Here is a 19,756-nt window from a genome sequence, read left to right as displayed (position 1 = left end):
AGAAAGTTCGACATGCCAATCACCCCAGACACTGCCCTTTCGCCTGCGCTTTCGCGCTTTCGTGACGCCATCGCCCAGGCCGCCGACAGCCGCACGCCACTCACCCTGCGTGGTGGCGGCACCAAGGATTTCTACGGCCGCGCACCGGCACCTCACGGCACCGTGCTCGACACACGCGAATGGTCCGGCATCGTCGACTACGACTGCGCCGAGCTCGTCATCACCGCGCGCAGTGGTACACCGCTCGTCGAGATCGAAGCCGCACTGGCCGAGCACCGGCAGATGCTGGCGTTCGAGCCGCCGCACTTTGCAGCTGACGGAAAACAGGCAACGGTGGGCGGTGCGTTTGCATCGGGCCTGTCGGGGCCGCGCCGGCAGTCGGTGGGGGCTCTGCGCGATTTCGTGCTCGGCGCCGTCGTCATGGATGGCCGCGGCGACATGCTGAACTTCGGCGGCCAAGTGATGAAGAACGTGGCCGGCTACGACGTCTCGCGCCTGATGGCCGGTGCACTCGGCACGCTAGGGCTGATCGTCCAGGTGTCGCTCAAGGTGCTGCCGATGCCGTTCTGCGATGCAACGCTGCGCTTTGCCATGGCGCAAGGCGAGGCCATCGACACCCTCAACCGCTGGGGCGGCCAGCCGCTGCCGATCGCAGCGTCTGCGTGGATCGACGGTGCGCTGTGGGTACGCTTGAGCGGTGCCGATGCGGCAGTGCGCGCAGCCATCACCAAGCTTGGCGGCGAGCGCGTTGATGACACAGAAGGGGCCGCGTACTGGCGCGACCTGCGCGAACAATCGCATGCATTCTTCGCCCGCGCCGTGCAAGGCAGCCTGCCGCTGTGGCGCATCGCCCTGCCCCCCGCCACGCCGCCGCTGGCGCTGGGTCATGCGTCGGCCGATGAGCAACTCGTCGAATGGGGCGGCGGCCAGCGCTGGTGGATCGACACCGCCAACACCTCCGCCGAAGTCATCCGCGATGCAGCACGCAAGGCCGGCGGCCACGCCACGCTGTTCCGCAACGGCGACCGCGCCAGCGACATCTTCACGCCCGTCGGCGCGCCGTTGATGGCCGTGCACAAACGCCTGAAAGACAGCTTCGATCCGCACGGCATCTTCAACCCGGGCCGTCTGTATTCAGCGTTCTGACTGCCGACTTCTAACGCAAGCCCATCATGCAAATCACGCTCGCGGCGTTCCTGCGCAACACCCCCGACGGCGAAGAAGCCCAAAGCATCGTGCAGAAGTGCGTGCACTGCGGTTTCTGCACGGCCACCTGCCCGACCTACCAACTGCTCGGCGACGAGCTGGACGGCCCGCGCGGGCGCATCTATCTGATGAAGCAGGTGCTGGAAGGCCAACCTGCCGGCGAGGCCACGCGCCTGCACCTGGACCGATGCCTGACCTGCCGCAACTGCGAATCGACCTGTCCGTCCGGCGTGACCTACGGGCGCCTGGTGGAGATCGGCCGCAAGATCGTCGATGACCAGCTCGATGCGAAAGGAGAATCACGCCCGCTCGGCGAACGCGCCGTGCGCTGGGCACTGCGCGAAGGGTTGACGCGGCCGGCGCTGTTCGGCTCCGCACTCAAGCTCGGGCAGGCCGTGCGGCCGATGTTGCCGCAGGTGCTGCGCAACAAGATGCCAGCCAAGCAGCCTCACGCCGGCATGCGGCCAAGCACCGCACACGCACGCAAGATGCTGCTGCTCGAAGGCTGCGTGCAACCCGCCATGTCGCCCAACATCAATGCCGCCACGGCACGCGTCTTCGACAAGCTGGGCGTGCAGCTCATCAGCGCAGACCGCGCGGGCTGCTGCGGGGCCATCCGCTATCACATGAACGACCACGCAGGCGGCCTTGGCAACATGCGCGCCAACATCGACGCGTGGTGGCCACATATCGAAGCGGGCGCCGAGGCCATCGTCATGACGGCCTCCGGCTGCGGTGCGATGGTCAAGGAATACGGCCACCTGCTGCGCGATGACCCCGCCTATGCCGAGCGCGCGGCGCGCGTGTCCGCCATGACGCGCGACCTGTGCGAGGTGCTGCCCGCGTTTTCGCAACAGCTTCTGCAGAAGGCCAAGCCTGAAGCACAGCGGCCGCGCGTGGCGTGGCACCCGCCCTGCACGCTGCAGCACGGCCAGCAGATCCGCGGCGCGGTGGAAACGCTGCTCGGCTCGCTGGGCGTGGACGTCAAGCTCTGCGCCGACAGCCACCTGTGCTGCGGCTCGGCGGGCACGTATTCGGTGCTGCAACCTGAACTCGCCTACCGCCTGCGCGACGACAAGCTCGCCAAGCTGCAAGCGACGCAGCCCGAGCGCATCGTCAGCGCCAACATCGGCTGCGTGACGCATCTGCAGAGCGGCACCGATACGCCGGTCGAACACTGGATCGAACTGGTCGACCGCATGCTGGCCTGAAACGAACGCAGCCGGGTTCTATACTTGGCGCTTCGTTTCGCCCGGAGGCCCCATGCTGCAAACCTTCGCGATCCTGTTGACGTTCCAGTCGGTAGGAGAGCTGCTCACGTATTCGCTGCACCTGCCGGTGCCCGGCCCGGTGATCGGTATGGTGCTGCTGGTCATCTATCTGCTGGTAGACAAGGGCCGCGTGCTCGAAGTCATGCAGGGCACCGTCAGCGACCTGCTGCGACATCTGACCATCCTGTTCGTGCCGGCCGGCGTGGGCGTCATGACGCAACTGAACCGCATCGGGCAGGAATGGCTGCCCATCGTGGTGGCGACCGTCGTGTCGACGTGGCTGTCGATTGCCGCCGGTGCACTCGTCACCCGCGCCCTGATGCGCCGCTTGGGTGACAGCGGCGAAGGCAACGAGGAGCTGGCCCCATGAACGCAATGGCTCCCAACCTGCATCAACTCTGGGTCTACCTGGCCGCCAGCCCGCTGCTGGGCCTGACCGCCACGCTCATCGCCTACCTGATCGGCGTGCGTCTGCACGAGCGCAGCCGCTTCAACCCGATGGTCAATCCGCTGCTGATTGCGGTGGTCATCCTGGGCACACTCCTGACGCTCACGGGCACGCCGTACAAGACGTACTTCGACGGCGCGCAGTTCGTGCACTTCCTGCTGGGGCCGGCCACGGTTGCGCTGGCCGTACCGCTGTTCCAGCAATGGGCGAAACTGCGCCGCCACGCGCTGCCGCTGATGGGCGGGCTGCTCGCAGGGTCGGTGGTGGCGGTGGTGTCGGCAGTGGGCATTGCGTGGCTGTTGGGCGCATCGCCCGAAACGCTGCGCTCGATGGCGCCGAAATCGGTGACGATCCCGATCGCCATGGGCATCTCCGAGAAAATCGGCGGCGCGCCGACCATCACGGCAGTGCTGGTGCTCATTACCGGCATTGTCGGCGCCACTACCACGACGCGGCTGCTGAACCTGCTGCGCGTGCGCGAGTACAGCGTGCGTGGCTTTGCCACCGGCATTGCGGCGCATGGCATCGGTACGGCGCGCGCGTTTCAGGTGAATCCGGAAGCGGGCGCGTTCTCGGCGTTGGGCATGGGCCTGAACGGCGTGCTGACAGCCGTGCTGGTGCCGCTGCTGGCGGGTTGGATTCCGCACTGAGTCGCCTCCCCCTCCGCCCGGCTTTCACTGCCTGGGCAATCTGCAACACGCTGCCCAATCCTCCTGAATGCTCCTGACAGAACGCTGTCAGGAGCCCCCCGCCAAAATCGCTCCACCTTAACGAGACAGGTATCTCCGCTCCCTTCAAGCGGCCTGCCTCACCAACCGGAGCGACAACATGGCAAGCGTGATCAACTGGTTTGAAATCCCCGCCAACGATTTCCCGCGCGCGGTGAAGTTTTACGAGAACGTCTTCGACACGCAGCTCAAGCAGGAAGACATGGGCGACATGACCATGGGCGTGTTTCCGGCGGGTGAGACGACCATCCACGGTGCGCTGGTCAAGGGCGAAGGTTTTGCGCCTTCCGACAAGGGCAGCGTGGTCTACCTGAACGCACCCAACCTGGACGCCGTGCTCGAACGCGTAAACGGCAGCGGCGGCCAATGCGTGTTCGGCCCGATGACGCTGCCCGACCACATGGGCCGCATTGCCCACATCGTCGACACCGAAGGCAACCGCGTCGGCCTGCACGAGCCGGACGCCAAGACGCAGGCGTATCTGCTACAGCAGTAACGCCCCCCGAGGCCGGTGCGCGGGCGCCGGCCTTCACTACGAGACAGAGAAGAACACCATGCCGAGCCAATCCCCGTATCTCATGCGTGCCGCGGATATCACCGCGCGCACGCAGTCGTTTTCTCACCCCTGGAACAGCCTGTCGGAAATCCACGGCACCATGATGGGCCGACTGCTCGGGCTCAAGCGCACCGGCGTGAACTTTGCGCGCGTGCCGCCGGGCAAGGAATCATTCGTCTATCACTCGCACCAGCGCGAAGAGGAATGGATCTACATCCTTTCCGGTGAAGCGCAGGCCGAGATCGACGACAACATCTTCACCGTGCGCCCCGGAGACTTCATGGCCTTCCCCACGGGCGTGGCGCACCACCTGCGCAACTGCGGCAAGGAAGATCTCGTCTATCTGTGCGGCGGCGAACATCTCAACATCGAGATTGCCGATTTCCCGCGACTGGGCAAGCGCATGCTGCGCCGTGGCGAGCAGGTCGACGTGGTCGACATCCACCCGCAACGTGAACTGACGCCCTTCGGCGCGTAGGGGATATGGCCCGCATTGCACCCGGGCCGAAGCCCACTACAATGCCGCGCATGACCCGCCGCGCCGACCGCCTGTTCCAGATTGCCCAGATCCTGCGAGGCCGCCGTTTGACCACGGCGGCCATGCTGGCCGAGCGCCTCGGCGTGTCGGAGCGCACGGTGTACCGCGACATCCGTGACCTGTCGGTCTCGGGCGTGCCGATCGAAGGGGAAGCCGGTATCGGCTACCGCATGCGCGCGGGCTTCGACCTCGCGCCGCTCATGTTCACCGCCGATGAAGTCGAAGCGCTGGTGGCCGGTGCGCGCATGATCAAGGCATGGAGCGGCGGCACCATGGCCGACTCGGTCGAAGCGGCTCTGGAAAAACTGATGGGCGCCCTGCCTGCGGAGCGCCGCTCCGAAGCCGAGACCACACGCATCTTCGCGCCCGGCTACGGCATGGGCGACGAGGTCAAGCAGGTCTTTGACACGCTGCATGCGGCGCTTGGCCGCCATGCGGTTGCGCGGCTCGCCTACCGCGACGCGCAAGGCCAGTTAACTGAACGCTGCATCCAGCCGCTCGGCCTGTTCTTCTGGGGACAAGTCTGGCTGGTGGCGGCCTGGTGCGAGCACCGTCAGGACTACCGCACCTTCCGCCTCGACCGCTGCGTCAAGGTCGACATCCTGGAGCGCCACTTTGCCGAATCCGCCGAGCGCTCGCTGGCGGATTTCATGCGCAAGGTGCGGGGCTCGTCAGACTAGCGAAGGCAACCTCAGGCGGGATCCGGCTCCGCCAACAGCCGCTCGATATCGTCGGCAATCTCTTCCGGCTTGGTCATGGGCGCATAGCGCTTGTAGACCGTGCCGTCGCGGCGCAGCAGGAACTTGGTGAAGTTCCATTTGATGGCGCCGATGCCAAGCACACCGGGCTTTTCCGAGGTCAGCCACTTGTAGAGCGGATGCGCGCCCGAGCCATTCACGTCGATCTTGCCGAACATCGGAAACGAGACGCCGTAGTTCTTCTCGCAGAAGGCACCGATTTCGTCTTCGCCGCCCGGCTCCTGCTTGCCGAACTGGTTGCACGGAAAGCCGAGCACCTCAAGGCCTTTCTCATGCAGCCGCTTGTACACCGCCTCCAGCCCCGCGTATTGCGGCGTGAATCCGCACTTGCTTGCCGTGTTCACGATCAGCAGGACCTTGCCTTTGTACTGCGACAGCGGCACGCGCTGGCCGGTCAACGAATCGGCCTCGAATGCGTAGACGTCACTCATGGCTACTCTCCGGATGGTTGCGGGAACGGGGTGCTCCGGCATCTGTCCGGAATTGTAACGGCCCGCGCTGGGCGGGCCGTTGAGGCAGAAGTTAGGGCTTCTTGTCGGTTTCAGAGAACCAGAACGTGCGCTTGCGTTTGCCGAGGCCCTTGGGGACGACCTTCACCGGGGAAAGTGCTGATCCGCCACCGCCTGAACCCGTTTGGTTGCCGCAGCCGAAACATACAGGCACAGAAGAGGTCGTGCCGTTGCCATTATTGATCAGGACAACGCCATAGACGGACGAGGGTGGAAAGCCACCACCGTCGAGAACGACAGAGCGGTTCGGATTTTGCCCTGTACCCGTCAGGAAGCCGACCGAATACGTGCGCGCGACACCCAGGTTGGGATAGCACTGGCCCGCCGTGGGGATAGCAGGCGTGTTGGTCCCGAACGTGGTGTATCCGGCAACGGTCAGTGGTGCGTTCACCACCTTCTCTCCGGGGTTGGGCAACGTGATGAAGAAACCTGACCCCGATCCGTCGTACGCCAGCGTTGACGCATCGAACAGGTTGGCTTCGGTGATCGGAGTCCAGCTCGCGGGCATGCTGCCGAGATTCGGATCCTTCACCATGTAGAACCGGTTGACCACGTTGTAGGCCGTACCCGGCGTCGTGTTGGAAGAATAAAGCGGGTGCTCGCGATCGCCCGTGCCAGCCATGATGGCGTTGTAGGCGGAGGTGGGCACCACGTCGGGAGCATAGAAGAACTTGCGCGCGTTATTGGTGTTGGCGGCGCCGCCCAGGGTTGCGAGTTTGGTGATCGTCCAGTTGGAAGGCGTATTGCCAGCCGAGGTCTGGAAATCGACGCGCCAGATGTTGCCGCCGACATCTCCGGCGTAGGCCATTTGGATATAGCCGCTGCCCGTACGGTCGACCACCGTGACGTCAGACGGAATGGATCGCGTCAGTCCGGTGTTCTTCACGCACACACCCGCCATGCCGGAACAGCTCGGAAGCGCGCTCCATACCGGTGCACCCGTGTAGGCATCCAGCACCACGATCCCGCGGCCCATCGTATCGGTACCAGGAGCCGGATCACTGTCTTCGGAGGCTGCGTCATAGCCGGCGCCCATGATCAGCAGTGGCCCGGAGTATCCCGCTACCGTCATCAGGCGCGGCTTTGACCAAGTCTGGCCGAGCTCCGGAATATCGCTATTGCTGCGCGACCACAAATATTGCGGACTCATCGGATTGGTCACGTCCAACGCGTAGATCAGGTTCCCGCCGCGACGTGCGGTCAGGTAGATGATCGTGCGCGGGCTTCCCGGATTCCGCTGGTCCTGCATGACGGTCGTGCTGCCGTCAAAGAAATCGTCGCGCGGCGTCGGCGTCGGCGAGATGCCGCTCGGCGTCGTGGACAGCTTCACTTCCGGCGAGTTGGCATAGAGACGGCTCAGCTTGCCGATGAACTCAGGCGCAATGAAGCCCCACAGTTCACCGCCGGGACGGACACCATTGATGCCCATGCTCTGATTCGCATTGACGGCATGGAACACACCATCATTGGCGCCATAGAACGCCACGATGCCGATGCTGCCTCCATAGTTCACGACGACGGGGCGTGAATGCAGGACGTCGCCATGAACCGAGCTTCGCACCGTCACGGATCCGCCCGGCCCGGTCTCGGCTTCCTGCCCGGCGCCGGTGCTGGCCCCGCCGTCAAGCGCATACACGTCGCGCCCGCGCACCCAGTTGATCAGATAGTTCTGCTGCGCCGAGGTGATCGTCGGCGCCCCGCTGGAACCGGAATTGATCGCGTTCAACCCGTTGGTACCCGCGAGCCAATTGTTGGACGTATCGAATGACGGCATAGCGGTGCCGGCTGGACATGTTCCCACGCCGTTGCACGTATAGAGCGTCCGTCCCAATTGGCTGGTCACGTTCTGGGCGCGCAACATCTCGCCGGCACCGCCCTTTTCAACGATCTGGCCGTCAGGCGAATCCAGGTTCCAGCCCACGCCGGATGGGCTGTTCTTCCAGAAGCCGTTGCTTGGCCAGCCGGATACCCCCGATGTCCCATAGCTGGTCGCCCCGAACGTTAATGGCGGATCCTGCGTCCAGAAGCTCACCGCTGTGGGTGCAATGAAGCCCGTGCCCGCACTGCTGATGGCTGGGTTTCCGAGAGAATCCTGCAGGACGACATTGCCGCTCGTGTCGTACCCGACCTGGTACTGCTTGAGGTTACCCATCCAACGCGGTGCAGCCGTGGCATCTGGCCGGAACATACCGATGTAGACCTGGCTCAGGAACTGACCTTGGGTGTTGACCGCAGCTGGCAGACTGACCGATGCGAAGACACTGTTGACGGCCTGGATTTCATTGAGGATCGACAGCAGGGCCTGCTGCAATCCTTGCACGTCGCCAAGCTGGATGGTGTAGGCCTTGCCGCCACCGTTGGTGGCCATGCTGTTGTCGAACGCGACGTAGTCGGGGTTCTTGCCGTCCGTGACCGTGATGGCGTATGTGACGACGTTCTGCGGATTGGCCGAATTGGCCGTCCCCTGCAGATCGGTCTGATACATGAAGCGCGCCCACTCGTCGCCCCAGTTGCTCTGGTACTTGTTGTACGTCGGGATGACGATCTGCTGAAGCTGCGACGAAGTCGGGGTCGGCGCGGCAGCCGCCAGCGCGTTGTACATCTGCGAATCGCTTTCAGCCGGGTGGCCGCTGTTGGTCGCGTTTCCGATGTAGATGATGAAATTGCGCTGGCACGGATCCGTGAGGGGCGACGTGTACTGGTTGCCCGACAACGCAATCATCTTGTTGAGCGAGGAATGGTATCCGTAATAAAAGGACCAGGCCTCCTGCATCGCGCCCGACGTCTGAACGTTGTTGCCGTTCAGATCGCTGGGAAACTGATTCTGCATGTACGACAGGAAACTGTTCACCCCGTTGCCGTCCATTGGCTGCAGGGTTTGGGCGGACGGCGAGCTTGCAGACGGGAACCGGAAGATGCCGCCAGGGCTCTTGGGGTCGAACATCATCAACCCGAGGTTCAGGTTACCCAGCAGCGGCGAAGTACTGTTGATCGACTGGATCGCCCCATACAGCGCGCATTGCTCGGCGCCAGAACTCTTCTTCGGATTGGCGACCGTCAGACCTTGCGCAGAACAAGTAAAAGTGGCGTTGGCGTCTGAGTTCGCGCCATCGTCAAAGACGATCAGTACGTTGGGCTTGCCAGCGTTCTGCTGCAACCCCGTATAGAGGTCAATATCCTCGGCGCCTGCTGGCTGGGATCCCAGCGCGAGCATGAAGGTGGCCGCAGCGGTCAGGGCGATACGTTTGGAAAATGTGCGCATGTCAGTCTTCCTGGCTTGGCGCGTGCGGGCTTAGGGGCACAACGTGCCGGTCAGGACCCGTACAGCGACACCCTGATGTAAGGTGGTGTTCGTATTTGTTGCGTTCGCATCGTTGACCGTGGCGGAGACGTCCCATTGCGTCGCGCTGCAGTTCGACATCCCGCCAGGGGTGCCCGCCTTGGTCAGCAGCCCCGTATCCGAATTGGTATTCACGCCGCCAAAGCAGGATGAATCGTTGGCGAAATTTGGGTTGGCCGGGTCCAACGTCAACTGGGTGTTGGAGATCTGCTTGGTGGCCAGGCATGTGGGCGCCGCCACCTGCGCTGTATACTCCGGCTTGCCATCTCCGTTGACATCCACGGGCACATTGACGGCCGCAGCCGCAGGGTTGCCGGTGAAGTCGGAACTGATGACCTGCTCAATACCCTGCTGCGCAGCGTTGCGCGCTTCCAGGCCGTATTGCTGGTTGGCGGCGATCTTGGTGTTGATCACACCCGAATTCATGATCATCACGACGATGCCCATGAAGATCGCCAGGAAGATCAGCGTGACAACAAGCGTCACGCCCGACTGACGTGCCGATTGGCGAACCGAAAAGCGCCGCATGGCTACTCCCGTGGGCCGGCTACATTGGCGACGCGTGCGAGTTCCGCATAGACGTGTCGCTTATAGCCATCGTTGAAAGGGGCGGTGAGCGTGCCGCGGCCCATGTCGTAGGACCGCGTGTCGGTCCAGCCCGGCGACACACCTAGCGTGCGCGCGAGCAAGTTGATGCGTACGGCGGTCACGTTGCTCCAGTTCGTCGCAGCGGATGCGGTCCAGTTGTAGCCACTCACGGTGGTGCAGGCGGCGCTGTTGTCGATGCCCGGATTGGCGACATAGCAATCGGGCGAACCGTTGCCGTCCATGTCTACGCCGTAGGCGAAATGCACGTCGTCGATGCCCTGGGCGATTGAGTTGGGCGGCTGCAGCGCCCCATTGGAGAACTCGACCATCTTGAGCGTGGGAATGCTGTCGCCGCCGGGGCCGCAGCGGTCGCACGTAGCAAGGTAGAACGCTCGCACACTGACTTGGCGCAGCGGGGCAGCATTTGCGCAGGTTTTGTCTTTCAACACGAAGTCCGCGCTGTTGCTGCTGAAGACAAAGGGAGCGGTGTCCGTACTGCAGAACGAGTCCTGCAGATAGGCCTGCCCTGCCGCTACGGCACTCGCAGAGGTGACGGTGCTCGACACGCGCCGCACCACCAGGATTTCCGAGTTGGGCGACAGGTTGGGCAGGCATGGCGCCGCGTTCGCACCGGGTACGTAGCCGTAGATGGCCACCGGTACCGTCGCTGGGCTGTTGGTAAAGCCCAGCGCATTGGTGGCGCTTGCGCACACATCGGGCGTCGCAAGCGCTGAGGTTCCCAGCAGATTCAGATCGCCAAGGAAACCTCCGAGCCCGACTTCCTGGCTGATGATGTCGAGCGCATAGCGGCCGTTCTCGATCTGCGTGGCGCTGTTGCCCAATTGCACGCGCGATTGCGAGGTCGACGCATACAGGCTTGCCAACGCGGTCAGCAACAGCAGCCCCAGCGTCATGCCGACCATCAGTTCGATCAGCGACATCCCGCGCTGCAGACGCCTCGAAGTCCGATTGGACGTCATGACAGCACCCCCATGCGCACCTGCACGCTAATGGCGCGCCGATAGGCGTCGTTACCGTAATTGTTGCTGCCGCTGCCACATGGCAACGCCGGCGCCACGGTCTGCACCAAGCCTTGCCATGCGACGGTTACGCGATAGATCTGGTTGACCGTGTCGATGGCTTCGATGCAGCCGCGCGCGCCGATCATGGCGCCCAGGGCAACGGTGCCGCTCGCGGCAGTCTCCGTATTGCCGAGCAGCGCATTGTTCCAAGCCGCGAGATCGGTTGTGACGGTGGCTTGCTGGGCGGCCGTGCCGGTCGTGCAGCTGGGCGCCGAGACACCGCCCGTGCCAACCGTGGTGATTACACCGGGCGCGGCGTAGCACGAGGCCACCTGGCGGTTGGCATTGAGCCGCGCAGCCATGTCCTGCAACAGCGTCAGGGCCTGCACGCGCTGGTAAGACTCCATCTCGGACTGGTTCGAGCGGACCATCATTCCGGCCGCGCCCAACAGCGCCACCAGCAGGATCACGACCGAAATCAGGATCTCGATCAGGGTCGACCCGCGCTGCCCGCGCTTGCCGAACCGGCGATGTGACAAATGTGCGATGGCGCTCATGAGCACGTTCCTGAAACCACGGCGACGCGGCCGGTGCCGCCCACCTGTACGCAGCTTGACGAGACCGATTGCGACGCGCTCGTCGGCGTGACCTGGAACGTGACGCCGCCCGCAGTGGGCCGGCCATCGTTGCCGAACGACAGCGTGTTGCCGTTGCTCGCTGCAATGGTGACGCCGTTGTAAGGGCCGAACGTGCGGATCACCGTGGCAGGCGTGCCCGCCATCAGCGTCCAGCCGGCCGCCCAAGTGCTGCTGGTCGATACGGTGACGATGGTGTTCTGCTTGACTGCCTCCGCCCGCGCCAACGACACGGCGGACGACAGGTCAAACGACGCATTGCGCGTGGCCTGCGTCGCAATCATTCCGGAGAACGACGGCACGGCAATCGTCACGAGAATGGCGAGCACGGCCAGCGTGACCATCAGCTCCGTCAGCGTGAAACCTTGAATGGGCTTGCGCAGGATCTTCATGGCTCGCCTCACTTCCAGCAGTTGGATGCGCCAGTGGACGCCGCCTTGGCACCCGTGTTCGTCAGGGTGAGCGTGCCGCACGCGGTGTCGTTCACCTGCTGCGAGCCCTGCGGAGCCGCTGCCAGCTGGTAAGACGGCGGCACGCTGCTGGCGCTCAGCGTGAACGTGTAGTTGGACGAAACGTTGGCCGGCACGTTGCTGGCGTATTGCAACGTGGCCAGATTCGGCGCGTAGGCACGGTTGTCGAGCAGGAAACGCTCCTGCGCGGCCGCCACTTCCTGCATGAAGGATTCCGCCGCTGCCCGATTGGAGCGGACGATGTACTGGACGTAGCTGGGATACGCAATGATCGCCAGGATGCCGACAATGGCCACTGTGATCATCAGCTCAATCAGCGTAAAGCCCCGCGCCGCCCGCGCGCGCTGACACCTCGGCTTGCTTGCCACGTTTTTACCCACCCGGATTTGCTGTTGCTTTTATGTTTTGATGCGTGCCTGCCGATGACTTGGCAGCCCCGCTCACCGCTTAAACGGCAATTCTCAGCAAATATTAAGGAAAGATCATGACGACCGGGTGGCCTTCCGAGCGGCGCAAACGTTATGCGCCGCAAATTACCTCAAATGGTGTAGCGCTTTCGACACATCACACGACGTTGAGATGTTCAGTGCCGGCAGACAGGTCTGTTTGCCCGCCACGCTTGCTGTGCAGCTTGATCTGCAGGCGCAGATCGTTGAGCGAGTCCGCATTGCGCAGCGCGTCTTCGTACGTGATCTTGTTTTCCTCGTACAGCTCGAAGAGCGCCTGGTCGAACGAGATCATTCCCTGCTCGCGGGATTTCTTCATGACCTCCTTCAGCTCGTGCACCTCGCCCTTGAAGATGAGGTCTTGCACCAGCGGGGTGGCCAGCATGATTTCGACGGCCGGGACGCGCCCCTTCCTGCCCTGACGCGGCAGCAGGCGTTGCGCGATCATCGCGCGCAGGTTCAGCGACAAGTCGATCAGCAGCTGCTGGCGCTTCTCTTCCGGGAAAAAGTTGATGATCCGGTCGATGGCCTGGTTCGAGCTGTTGGCATGCAGCGTAGCAAGGCACAGGTGGCCGGTTTCCGCGTACTGGATGGCGTATTCCATCGTGTCCCGGTCGCGGATTTCGCCGATCAGGATCACGTCCGGTGCCTGGCGCAGCGTGTTTTTCAGCGCCACGTGCCAGGACTCGGTATCCACGCCCACCTCACGCTGCGTCACCACGCAATTCTGGTGCGTGTGCACGTATTCCACCGGATCTTCAATGGTGATGATGTGGCCGTATGAATTCGCATTGCGATAGCCCACCATTGCCGCCAGCGAGGTCGACTTGCCCGAGCCCGTGGCCCCCACCACGATCACCAGCCCGCGCTTGCTCATCACGATCTCATTGAGGATCGGCGGCAGGTCAAGCTCGCCCAGCGTCGGAATCTTCGTATTGATGGTCCGCAGCACCATGCCGGCGCGGCCCTGCTGCATGAACGCCGACACGCGGAAACGCCCCGCGCCCGGCGCCGTGATGGCGAAGTTGCATTCCGAGCTGTCTTCGTACTCGCGCAGCTGCTTCTCGTTCATGATCGACTTGACCAGACCGATGGCCTGCTGGGCATTCAGCGGCTGCTGCGAGATCGGCGTGACCTTGCCGTCCACCTTGATCGCGGGCGGAAATTCTGCGGTGATGAACAAGTCCGAGCCACGGCTGTTCACCATCAACTGCAAGAGTTCGTGGATGTATTTGGTGGCGGCTTCGCGGTCCAGCATGGCGTGCCCCTCCTGAAGAGAATTGGAAAGCGCGCCGACGAGTCAGTCAGCGCATCAGTTCGCGTATCAGCTCGCGAACGCGTCCGGGTTCTTGGCGATGGCGCGCGCGTCTGCGTAGTTGATCGCCGAGCGCTTGATCAGCTCCGACAGGCACTGGTCAAGCGTCTGCATGCCCATGCCACTGCTGGTTTGCATCATCGAGTACATCTGCGAGATCTTGTTCTCGCGGATCAAGTGACGGATGGCCGGCGTGGCAATCATGATCTCGTGCGCCGCAATCCGCCCCGAACCATCGCGCGTCTTGAGCAGCGTCTGCGAGATCACCGCCTCCAGCGATTCGGAAAGCATGGTCCGGACCATCTCCTTCTCGTCCGACGGAAACACGTCGACGACCCGGTCAATGGTCTTGGCGGCCGAGCTGGTGTGCAGCGTGCCGAACACCAAGTGGCCGGTTTCTGCGGCAGTCAGCGCCAGGCGGATGGTTTCAAGGTCACGCAATTCGCCGACCAGCACCACGTCCGGGTCTTCACGCAGTGCCGACTTCAGCGCATTGGCGAACGAGTGGGTATGGGGCCCGAGTTCACGCTGGTTGATCAGGCTCTTCTTCGATTCGTGCACGAATTCGATCGGGTCCTCCACCGTGAGGATGTGGCCCATGTCGTTTTCGTTGCGGTGGTTGACCATCGCGGCAAGCGTGGTCGACTTGCCCGAGCCAGTCGGGCCCGTGACGAGCACCAGGCCGCGCGGCTTCATCGCCAGATCGGCAAACACGGCGGGGGCCTTCAGGTCATCCAGCGAGAGCACCTTCGACGGAATCGTCCGGAACACGGCCGAAGCACCGCGGTTCTGGTTGAAGGCGTTGACCCGGAAACGCGAGAGGCCGGGGATCTCAAACGAGAAGTCGACTTCCAGGTTTTCTTCGTAGACCTTGCGCTGCCCGTCGCTCATGATGTCGTACACCATGGAGTGCACGTCCTGGTGCGTGAGCGGTGGCACGTTGATCCGGCGCATGTCGCCGTGGATCCGGATCATCGGCGGCAGTCCGGCCGACAGGTGCAAGTCCGACGCCTTGTTCTTGGCGGAAAACGCCAGAAGCTGCGCGATGTCCATCTTATAATGACCCCCGACTTTTTTATGTCGCCCGGGCGTCGCAAAGGCGCCTCCAGACGCGCTCCGAGCCGTTGATTTGACGTGCCGGAACCTTGTTTATTTGTAACAAACGTCGCCGGATTATGTCTGTAATCGCCGCCAACTTGCAAGCCGTGCGTCAACGGATCACAACGGCCTGCACACTGGCTTCGCGCGATGCTGCGGGTGTCACATTGCTGGCCGTTTCCAAGACGTTCGACGCCGATGCCGTACGCGCCGCCCATGCCGCAGGGCAACGCCTCTTCGGCGAAAACTACGTGCAGGAAGGCATCGCCAAGATCGAGGCGCTGGCCGACCTGCGCACGGGCGCCGACCCAATCCGCTGGCATTTCATCGGCCCCCTGCAGAGCAACAAGACGCGCGCCGTGGCCGAGCAGTTCGACTGGGTACATAGCGTCGATCGCCTCAAGATTGCCGAGCGGCTGTCGGCCCAGCGCCCCGATACCTCGCCGCCGCTACAGGTCTGCCTGGAGATCAACATCAGCCGCCAGGCCAGCAAGCATGGCCTCCTGCCCGATTTCGATGAAGTGCTTGCCGTGGCACAAGCCGTGTCGGCCCTACCCCGCTTGCAGTTGCGCGGCCTGATGGCCGTGCCCGAGCCCAGCGATGACCCTGTGGCCCAGCGCAAGCCTTTTGCGGATCTGCGTGCCCTGGCAGGCCGCCTGCGCGAGGCTGGCATCCCGCTCGATACCTTGTCGATGGGCATGTCTGCCGACCTGGAAGACGCGATTGCCGAAGGCGCCACGATTGTGCGCGTCGGCAGCGCCATCTTCGGGGCACGGCAGTATGCCAACGCCTGAATTCCTGTTTTCTCTCACACCACCACTCTCATGCTCGACACTCTGAAACTCGGCTTCATCGGCGGCGGCAACATGGCGGCGGCCCTCATCGGCGGCCTGATTGCCAAGGGCGCGCACGGCGCCAACATCGTGGTGGTGGATCCGACCGAGCCTGCCCGCAGCCGCGCCGAACAAACCTGGGGCGCCCACACCGCTGCCGCCCCGGGCGCAGAACTGGCCGACCGCGACGTGATCGTCCTGGCAGTCAAGCCGCAGCAGATGCGTGAAGTCTGCGCGCAACTCGCACCGCATCTGGGCGACAGCCTGGTGCTGTCGGTGGCGGCAGGCATCCGGATCCAGGATCTGTCACGCTGGCTGAATGGCCACGCACGTGTGGTTCGGGCGATGCCGAATACACCAGCGCTCTCCGGTCTGGGTATGACGGGCCTGGCCGCCAACGCTGGCTTGTCCGGCGACGACCGCGTGACCGCCAGCGCCATCGCCAATGCCGTCGGCAAGAGCGTGTGGGTGCCCGCCGAGGCGCAGATTGATGCGGTGACCGCCATCTCGGGTAGCGGCCCGGCATACGTGTTCTATTTCATCGAGGCGATGCAGCAGGCGGCGCAGGAGCTGGGGCTGTCGGCCGAGGATGGGCGCACGCTGGCGGTGGAGACGTTCATTGGCGCGGCCACGCTGGCAGGCCAATCGACCGAGACGGTTGAGGTACTGCGCGAGCGCGTGACATCCAAGGGTGGGACGACCTACGCGGCGCTGACTTCGATGGAAGGGGCCGGTATCAAGGCTGCCTTTGTACGCGCGATGCATGCTGCAGCGGCACGCGGTAAGGAGATGGGCGAGGAATTCGGGCGGGATTGAACCTGTCGGTCCATCCCCGGCTGAGTATGAAGCGCGGGATGGACCAGCAACGCCCTAGCGCAGCAAATACGCCCCCGCCACACCGGCAAACAAACACGCCCCCAGCCAATTGTTATGCCGGAAAACAAAAAAGCACTTCATCCGATCGCGCGTCTGCAGCATCGGGTAATACCAAAGCGACAACGCAACGGCAGCGGCAAACCCGATCCAATACGCCATGCCTAGCCCCATCACATAGCCAGCCCAGGCCATGATCCCGAAGAAGCCGACGTAGCACAGCATGATCGCCGCCACATCGTAGCGTCCGAAAGTAATGGCCGACGTTTTGATGCCGATGACCAGATCGTCATCGCGATCGACCATCGCGTATGCGGTGTCGTAGGCAATCGCCCAGAACACATTGCCGGCAAGCATCAGCCACGCCAGCACCGGCACCTGATCCTGCACCGCTGCATACGCCATCGGAATCCCAAAGCCGAACGCAATACCCAGGTACGCCTGCGGGATTGCGAAGAACCGCTTGAAGAAGGGGTACGTGCCGGCAATCACGATGGCCGCCACCGACATCCACTTCGTCAGTGCATTGAGCGGCAGGATCAGCGTGAAGGCGATGAGCGACAGCACCGCGGCCACCGCCAGCGCTTCCCACGGGGCGATCAGGCCCGCAGTGATCGGCCGCTCCTTGGTGCGTTTGACGTGCTTGTCAAAGTCGCGATCGGCCCAGTCGTTGACCGCGCAGCCGGCTGAGCGCATGAGGAAGGTACCGACCGTGAAGATCACCACCAGCGACAGCGGCGGATGACCATCAGCCGCCATCCATAGCGCCCACAGCGTCGGCCACAGCAGCAGCAGCGTGCCGATCGGTTTGTCCATCCGCATCAGGCGCGCATAGAGCACGAGGCGGCTGGGTTGGGCAGCGGACGATTGCATGGAACTCACCAAAGAAAAATGGCGCCTGCACGAGGCAAGGCGCCATTTTAGTCCCGCCGAAAGCAGCTTAGGCGGCGGCCAAATCGAACCGGTCGAGATTCATCACCTTGACCCAAGCGGCAACGAACTCGCTGATGAAGCGCTCTTTACCGTCGGCGCAGCCAAACACCTCGGCCAGTGCGCGCAGGATCGAATTCGAGCCGAACACCAGATCGACGCGTGTGCCGGTCCACTTGAGTTGACCCGTCTTACGATCGAACCCCTCGTAGATGTTGCCGGCGGCCTTCCATTCGGTGCCCATGTCGAGCAGGTTGACGAAGAAATCGTTGGTCAGCGCGCCCGGCGTGGCGGTAAGTACGCCGTGCTGGCTGCCATCTGCGTTGATGTTGATGGCGCGCAGGCCACCGATCAGCACCGTCAGTTCAGGCGCGGTCAGCGTCAGCAACTGAGCCTTGTCGAGCAGCAACACTTCGGCCGGCATCGCGTAGTCGGCTTTCTGGTAGTTGCGGAAGCCGTCGGCCACCGGTTCGAGCGGCGCGAACGAAGCGGCGTCGGTTTGCTCGGCCGTGGCATCGACGCGGCCCGGCGTGAACGGCACGGTGATCGTCGTCCCGGCTGCCTTGGCGGCCAGTTCGATACCGACGCTGCCCGCCAGCACGATCACATCGGCCAGCGAAGCCTTGCCGGAAGCGCGTTGAATCTCCTCCAGCTTGGCCAGCGTGCCGGCCACCGGCTGGTTGACTGCCCAGTCGTTCTGCGGGGCCAGGCGAATGCGAGCACCGTTGGCACCGCCGCGCTTGTCCGAACCGCGGAAGGTCGAGGCGGATGCCCATGCCACCGCAACCAGCTCGGAGGCCGACAGACCGGAAGCAGCAATCTTCGCCTTGAGGTCGGCGATGTCGGCCTCGGTCGGCTTGTGCGTGGCAGCCGGCAGCGGGTCTTGCCAGATCAGGTCTTCACGCGGCACTTCGGGGCCGAGGTAACGCGACTTCGGGCCGAGATCACGGTGCGTGAGCTTGAACCAGGCGCGCGCAAAAGCTTCGGCAAACGCCTGCGGGTTGTCGAGGAAGCGGCGCGAGATCTTTTCGTACGCCGGATCGAAGCGCAACGACAGGTCGGTCGTCAGCATCGTCGGGCGACGCTTGGGCGAATCGGGCGTGGGGCCCGGAATGATCGCCTCGGCGTCCTTGGCCACCCATTGCAGCGCCCCGGCCGGGCTCTTCTCCTGCACCCATTCGTACTTGAACAGGTTTTCGAAGAAGAAATTGCTCCATTGCGCAGGGGTCTGCGTCCAGGTGACTTCCAGCCCGCTGGTGATGGCGTCGGCACCCTTGCCGGTCCCATATGTGCTGGCCCAGCCCAGGCCTTGCGCTTCCAGCGGAGCCGCTTCGACATCAGCGCCAACATGGCTTGCCGCGCCCGCGCCGTGCGTTTTGCCGAAGGTGTGGCCGCCGGCGATCAGCGCGACGGTTTCTTCATCATCCATCGCCATGCGGGCGAAGGTGTCGCGGATATCGCGTGCGGCAGCCAGCGGATCTCCGTTGCCGTCCGGGCCTTCCGGGTTCACATAGATCAGGCCCATTTGCACGGCGGCCAGCGGGTTCGCAAGATTGCGGTCGCCCGAGTAGCGGCTGTTGGGATTGTTGGTGGGCGCCAGCCAAGCGGTCTCGCTGCCCCAATAGACGTCGTTGTCCGGTTCCCAGGTGTCCTCACGGCCAGCGGCAAAGCCGAAGGTGCGGAAGCCCATGGTTTCGAGTGCCACGTTGCCTGTCAGGATCAGCAGGTCGGCCCACGAGATTGCCTGGCCGTACTTCTGCTTGATCGGCCACAGCAAGCGGCGCGACTTGTCGATGTTGACGTTGTCGGGCCAGGAGTTGAGCGGTGCGAATCGTTGCTGGCCGCGCCCTGCGCCGCCACGGCCATCACCCGTGCGGTACGTGCCGGCAGCGTGCCATGCCATGCGGATGAACTGCGGACCATAGTGGCCGAAGTCTGCCGGCCACCAGTCCTGTGAATCGGTCATCAGTTTGCGCAGATCTGCCTTGAGCGCTTCGTAGTCGACCGACTTGAAGGCTTTGCGGTAGTCGAACTTCGCGCCGAGCGGGTTCGACTTTTCCGAGTGCTGATTCAGCAGATCAACACGCAGTTGGTTCGGCCACCAGTCCTTGTTGGCCGTACCGCCACCGAAGGCGTGCGAAGCAGCGGGAGCATGGCCGGAAAACGGGCATTTGGCTTCAGTCGTCATGATT

20 protein-coding genes are annotated in these 19,756 nt (G+C 63.6%); 9 read left to right on the top strand and 11 right to left on the bottom strand.

The genetic code is table 11. The annotated features are described in order from the left end of the window. Positions 1-12 precede the first annotated feature (12 nt). The 7 genes from glcE to ACTJK4_RS06565 all read left to right on the top strand — a co-directional run bounded on the left by glcE (position 13) and on the right by ACTJK4_RS06565 (position 5,427). Positions 13-1,146: a glycolate oxidase subunit GlcE gene (glcE, locus tag ACTJK4_RS06595; protein WP_440816970.1), complete on the top strand. Its 1,134-nt coding sequence runs from the start codon at positions 13-15 to the stop codon at positions 1,144-1,146. Between the two features lie 26 nt (positions 1,147-1,172). Further along, complete coding sequence (gene glcF, locus ACTJK4_RS06590; RefSeq protein ID WP_440816967.1) at positions 1,173-2,417, top strand: glycolate oxidase subunit GlcF; 1,245 nt, start codon at positions 1,173-1,175, stop codon at positions 2,415-2,417. Between the two features lie 52 nt (positions 2,418-2,469). Next, complete coding sequence (locus ACTJK4_RS06585; protein ID WP_232040952.1) at positions 2,470-2,847, top strand: CidA/LrgA family protein; 378 nt, start codon at positions 2,470-2,472, stop codon at positions 2,845-2,847. Further along, on the top strand, positions 2,844-3,575 hold the full coding sequence (locus ACTJK4_RS06580; protein WP_092972481.1) for an LrgB family protein: 732 nt from the start codon (positions 2,844-2,846) through the stop codon (positions 3,573-3,575). The genes ACTJK4_RS06585 and ACTJK4_RS06580 overlap by 4 nt, the downstream gene beginning before the upstream one ends. A 178-nt stretch (positions 3,576-3,753) precedes the next feature. Continuing rightward, positions 3,754-4,149 (top strand): VOC family protein, encoded by a 396-nt coding sequence (locus ACTJK4_RS06575; protein ID WP_102066760.1) that lies wholly within the window; start codon positions 3,754-3,756, stop codon positions 4,147-4,149. A gap of 58 nt (positions 4,150-4,207) precedes the next feature. Beyond that, on the top strand, positions 4,208-4,687 hold the full coding sequence (locus tag ACTJK4_RS06570; RefSeq protein WP_232040953.1) for a cupin domain-containing protein: 480 nt from the start codon (positions 4,208-4,210) through the stop codon (positions 4,685-4,687). A gap of 41 nt (positions 4,688-4,728) precedes the next feature. Continuing rightward, positions 4,729-5,427 (top strand): helix-turn-helix transcriptional regulator, encoded by a 699-nt coding sequence (locus ACTJK4_RS06565; protein ID WP_232040954.1) that lies wholly within the window; start codon positions 4,729-4,731, stop codon positions 5,425-5,427. An 11-nt stretch (positions 5,428-5,438) separates the two neighbouring features. On the opposite strand, the gene ACTJK4_RS06560 is transcribed toward ACTJK4_RS06565, so the two are convergent. The 9 genes from ACTJK4_RS06560 to ACTJK4_RS06520 all read right to left on the bottom strand — a co-directional run bounded on the left by ACTJK4_RS06560 (position 5,439) and on the right by ACTJK4_RS06520 (position 14,883). Beyond that, on the bottom strand, positions 5,439-5,936 hold the full coding sequence (locus ACTJK4_RS06560; RefSeq protein ID WP_232040955.1) for a glutathione peroxidase: 498 nt from the start codon (positions 5,934-5,936) through the stop codon (positions 5,439-5,441). 91 nt (positions 5,937-6,027) lie between these two features. Then, entirely contained in the window at positions 6,028-9,276 is a 3,249-nt protein-coding gene (locus tag ACTJK4_RS06555) for a pilus assembly protein (protein ID WP_260802133.1), read from the bottom strand. Between the two features lie 30 nt (positions 9,277-9,306). After that, positions 9,307-9,882 (bottom strand): pilus assembly PilX N-terminal domain-containing protein, encoded by a 576-nt coding sequence (locus ACTJK4_RS06550; protein WP_260802134.1) that lies wholly within the window; start codon positions 9,880-9,882, stop codon positions 9,307-9,309. Between the two features lie 2 nt (positions 9,883-9,884). Then, on the bottom strand, positions 9,885-10,922 hold the full coding sequence (locus ACTJK4_RS06545; protein WP_260802135.1) for a PilW family protein: 1,038 nt from the start codon (positions 10,920-10,922) through the stop codon (positions 9,885-9,887). Beyond that, the gene (pilV, locus tag ACTJK4_RS06540) at positions 10,919-11,521 is read right to left on the bottom strand and encodes a type IV pilus modification protein PilV (protein ID WP_232040959.1); all 603 of its coding nucleotides are present in this window, start codon (positions 11,519-11,521) and stop codon (positions 10,919-10,921) included. The genes ACTJK4_RS06545 and pilV overlap by 4 nt, the downstream gene beginning before the upstream one ends. Beyond that, complete coding sequence (locus ACTJK4_RS06535) at positions 11,518-11,991, bottom strand: GspH/FimT family pseudopilin (RefSeq protein WP_232040960.1); 474 nt, start codon at positions 11,989-11,991, stop codon at positions 11,518-11,520. The genes pilV and ACTJK4_RS06535 overlap by 4 nt, the downstream gene beginning before the upstream one ends. Positions 11,992-11,999: 8 nt before the next feature. Continuing rightward, complete coding sequence (locus ACTJK4_RS06530) at positions 12,000-12,437, bottom strand: type IV pilin protein (RefSeq protein ID WP_260802136.1); 438 nt, start codon at positions 12,435-12,437, stop codon at positions 12,000-12,002. A gap of 196 nt (positions 12,438-12,633) precedes the next feature. Beyond that, positions 12,634-13,773: a PilT/PilU family type 4a pilus ATPase gene (locus ACTJK4_RS06525; protein WP_232040962.1), complete on the bottom strand. Its 1,140-nt coding sequence runs from the start codon at positions 13,771-13,773 to the stop codon at positions 12,634-12,636. Positions 13,774-13,839: 66 nt separating this feature from the next. Beyond that, positions 13,840-14,883 carry a type IV pilus twitching motility protein PilT gene (locus ACTJK4_RS06520; RefSeq protein ID WP_024974790.1) on the bottom strand — a complete coding sequence of 348 codons (1,044 nt, stop codon included), beginning with the start codon at positions 14,881-14,883 and terminating at the stop codon, positions 13,840-13,842. Between the two features lie 122 nt (positions 14,884-15,005). Here ACTJK4_RS06520 and ACTJK4_RS06515 point away from each other — a divergent pair, with 122 nt between their 5' ends. Together ACTJK4_RS06515 and proC are read left to right on the top strand one after the other, a co-directional pair. Further along, positions 15,006-15,722 (top strand): YggS family pyridoxal phosphate-dependent enzyme, encoded by a 717-nt coding sequence (locus ACTJK4_RS06515; RefSeq protein ID WP_440816956.1) that lies wholly within the window; start codon positions 15,006-15,008, stop codon positions 15,720-15,722. Positions 15,723-15,752: 30 nt separating this feature from the next. Next, positions 15,753-16,577 (top strand): pyrroline-5-carboxylate reductase, encoded by an 825-nt coding sequence (gene proC / locus ACTJK4_RS06510; protein WP_440816954.1) that lies wholly within the window; start codon positions 15,753-15,755, stop codon positions 16,575-16,577. A 54-nt stretch (positions 16,578-16,631) separates the two neighbouring features. Here the strand turns inward: proC and ubiA are convergent, their stop codons facing one another. Both ubiA and katG read right to left on the bottom strand, forming a co-directional pair. Then, positions 16,632-17,507, bottom strand: coding sequence for a 4-hydroxybenzoate octaprenyltransferase (gene ubiA / locus ACTJK4_RS06505; protein WP_440816951.1), 876 nt, complete (start codon positions 17,505-17,507; stop codon positions 16,632-16,634). A 67-nt stretch (positions 17,508-17,574) separates the two neighbouring features. Continuing rightward, a complete protein-coding gene (katG, locus tag ACTJK4_RS06500; protein ID WP_440816948.1) occupies positions 17,575-19,752 on the bottom strand; it encodes a catalase/peroxidase HPI in 2,178 nt (725 codons plus the stop codon). Positions 19,753-19,756: the final 4 nt, after the last annotated feature.

Origin of the sequence: Ralstonia sp. 22111, from assembly GCF_052045895.1 — a bacterium.
GTDB lineage: Bacteria > Pseudomonadota > Gammaproteobacteria > Burkholderiales > Burkholderiaceae > Ralstonia > Ralstonia wenshanensis.
Note: the sequence above shows the minus strand (reverse complement) of the source record. Positions and strands in the feature narration are given on the sequence as shown.